Source organism: Sphingobacterium sp. UBA7253 (genome assembly GCF_002472745.1).
GTDB classification, from domain to species: domain Bacteria; phylum Bacteroidota; class Bacteroidia; order Sphingobacteriales; family Sphingobacteriaceae; genus Sphingobacterium; species Sphingobacterium siyangense.
This window is the reverse complement of the sequence record NZ_DKSP01000087.1, coordinates 1-2,757: the sequence shown is the minus strand read 5'-3', so window position 1 is coordinate 2,757 and position 2,757 is coordinate 1. Positions and strand designations below refer to the sequence as shown.

3 protein-coding genes are annotated in these 2,757 nt (G+C 39.9%); 1 reads left to right on the top strand and 2 read right to left on the bottom strand.

What is annotated here, in order from left to right:
* Positions 1-132 precede the first annotated feature (132 nt).
* Both B2X72_RS08505 and B2X72_RS08500 read right to left on the bottom strand, forming a co-directional pair.
* Positions 133-816: a dihydrodipicolinate reductase C-terminal domain-containing protein gene (locus B2X72_RS08505; protein ID WP_070565404.1), complete on the bottom strand. Its 684-nt coding sequence runs from the start codon at positions 814-816 to the stop codon at positions 133-135.
* Positions 817-956: 140 nt separating this feature from the next.
* Positions 957-2,012, bottom strand: coding sequence for an SDR family oxidoreductase (locus B2X72_RS08500; protein WP_070565402.1), 1,056 nt, complete (start codon positions 2,010-2,012; stop codon positions 957-959).
* An 88-nt stretch (positions 2,013-2,100) separates the two neighbouring features.
* Between B2X72_RS08500 and B2X72_RS08495 the strand changes: the two genes are divergently transcribed.
* A partial coding sequence (locus tag B2X72_RS08495) for an AraC family ligand binding domain-containing protein (protein ID WP_286849117.1) occupies positions 2,101-2,757 on the top strand: 657 nt, incomplete at its 3' end.

The following is a 2,757-nucleotide window of genomic DNA, read 5'->3' as shown; positions in this document are numbered from 1 at the left end:
ACCCGAAGAATCGTCTTTTTGTGATAACCCCGCATAACAGCAGAATTATCAGCAACGGTATAAAGATAAATACTCCAAATCCCATATTTTTAGACGTTGTGTAGAAAGCTCCTTTCTAAATTGAAAGTTTAACTAAAGTAGCCCCATAGCTACCAAATCCAATACAGTATGCCTTCTATTGGCTAATTTATTGTTGACACATGCTTCAAGGATTTTTTTGACACCATTTGAATAAGAATCATGTCCGAGGACCTTGGTCTCAATTTTAATTTCATCATTTTTATCTTTGATCACAATCTGATGGTAGGCATGCTTTTCTAAGTAGGCAACGGGAATATGGATTTTATAAGCTTGCGTTTTTGCATCGCGAATAGAGATAACGCGTTCATGAGCGACATGTAAAGAATTGGCTATATGATAAGCTGTACCTGGTTCAGTAAGCTTGGAGGACTGATGAGACTCCATAATAGATATTTCGTAGTCTTTGAAATTATGACCAAATTGTTGAAGCATATGGAGTGTTTTTAGCAAAAGTATGGAGGTATTTGGGCAAATGACAAGTGGAAACGCTGTCTCGAGCTTTTCGGTCTCTAGCCCTGTAGACAATTCAATGAATACCGAATCCGTACGTGCACAAAAATCAAGACAATCTTGCAGCTCCCGACCCGATCCGGCATGTATAATGATCGATGGCGACGACGTTGTAATGGATGGCTGCCAAGGTAGAATTTCTACATTGGGGATGGAATAATCGGCTTCCAGTATCGCGTTTGCCAGTTCTCCTGATCCAACTACAAAGGCTTTTTTTGTATTCATATTGTTTGTTTTATCAAAACATCTGCTATCCTTTTGACTATGAAACGATAAAATGATACCGGATGAAATTGCAATGAAGTAAAGGTTATGCTTGAGCCGGGTAAGTTACAAAAATAGACGGTAAAATTTAATCTTTGCTATTATGGAATTATTCTTTTTTTACGCATTTCGTCAAAGAGCTGATAAAACATTTGTTCGGTGTCAATAAATTCATGAAAGCCGAGACGCCTTGCCTTTGTGCCATCGGCAAAAAAATCATAATTCCAAGAAAATACAAAATCGCCAAAAGGCCAAGCTGAAACTTGATCATAGCTATAGCTTAATAAATGCTTTTCTTTTAATTTTTGCCATAAAGGCTCCTTGTCTGCCATCATTGTGTTGAGTGATAGCGGAATAGGATCAGCGCTTTCCATATCAAAATAGGCCGCTAATTTGGGCCATAGTTCCTTCCAGCGGAAGAGATCGCCGTTGTTAATGTTGAAGGCTTGATTGGCCGCTTGTGGATTGGTCGAGGCCCATACCGTTGCTTTGGCTAATAGTGTTGCATCGGTCATTTCCATCAATGTCTGAAAAGCGCCAATTTTTCCTGGAAATCGAAGTGGAATACCGAGTTCTTTTGAGATAGATGCATATACAGCAATGAGCATCGCTAGATTCATGGGATTATTGGGGGCCGTTCCACCAACAACTGACGGACGCATCGCTGACCAAGTCCATTTCTTACCCTTTTGCAATTGTTCGAGGTATTGCTGTTGGCTGGTATTGAATTCCGGCGGCATATGTCCGGCATCTGATTCTTTGGCTGGTGTCTTGAAAGGGCCCAGATGAGCACCATATACTTTATACCCTTGCATTAAGCTGATGTGCTGAAGATCACTTGCTACCGGTTCCACCGCGGTCAAAACATTGCTTAGCATTTTCATATTGGGCTCCACTAGCTCAGCCCAGGTCGGTCTATCCTGATAAGCAACGTAGTAAATATGGGTTACGGTATCCAAGTTGCCTAGCTTTTTGAGACAATCGGCTATATCCAATAAATCTACAGCGATAAAACGAACGTTAGCCCGATCGGCATTTGCTCGTCGTGATAAACCTATAATTTCCCATTCCTCCATCTTTTCAAGATAGTCTATGAGATTGTTGCCAACAACGCCATTGGCGCCAACAACTAAAGCGGTGTTTTTTCTAGTCTTCATCTTTCTATATTACTTATAGGGCCAAAGTTAGTTGGAAGCTTAGTGGGTTTTAATGTAAAAATCCAATATAATTAGGTATATTTCTGAAATGAAACGTTATCGTCAGTTTGAACCGGTGCTTATTTCAGGGTTTAAGATACTTGAATGGACTCATCCGGAACACAATCACAATCATTACGAGTTCATTTTTATTCGTGAGGGGACAGGGCGACATATTGTTAATGGGCATTCATTTCCTTACAAAGCAGGGTCGATCTTTCTACTAGGGCCAGATGACCAACATTATTTTGAAATCGAACAACTCACCCATTTTGTATATCTTAAGTTCACCGACGCCTACCTGGGTCGTAACAGTTCGGGTTCTACGTCCGCTATACAACAGCTGGAATATCTTATAAAAAGTAGAGAAACTCATCAGATGGGGTTTCAGTTAGTTGGAGAAGATAATGCGATAATAACACTGATCTTTGATACCCTTCTCTTATTAAGAAAAGATCAAATTGTAAATCAGGAGCTTATTTGGTTCCAATTATTCAGTGTTGTACATGTTTTGCAGCGGAATATGCCCGAATTGCGTAGCAATAGTTTTAAAAGCCGTGACCTGCAGGCCATGTTTTGTTATATCCATAAAAATATTTACGATCCCAATCGTTTACGGATACAAATAATGGCGGAGCATTTTAACATTGCCAACGATTATCTCGGTATTTACTTTAAACGTCAGGCAGGAATTACCTTACTCGAA

What these genes read in the sequence shown, in the direction of transcription:
- B2X72_RS08505 (WP_070565404.1), bottom strand. Translation starts at nt 816, where the DNA reads ATGAATACAAAAAAAGCCTTTGTAGTTGGATCAGGAGAACTGGCAAAC.
- B2X72_RS08500 (WP_070565402.1), bottom strand. Translation starts at nt 2,012, where the DNA reads ATGAAGACTAGAAAAAACACCGCTTTAGTTGTTGGCGCCAATGGCGTT.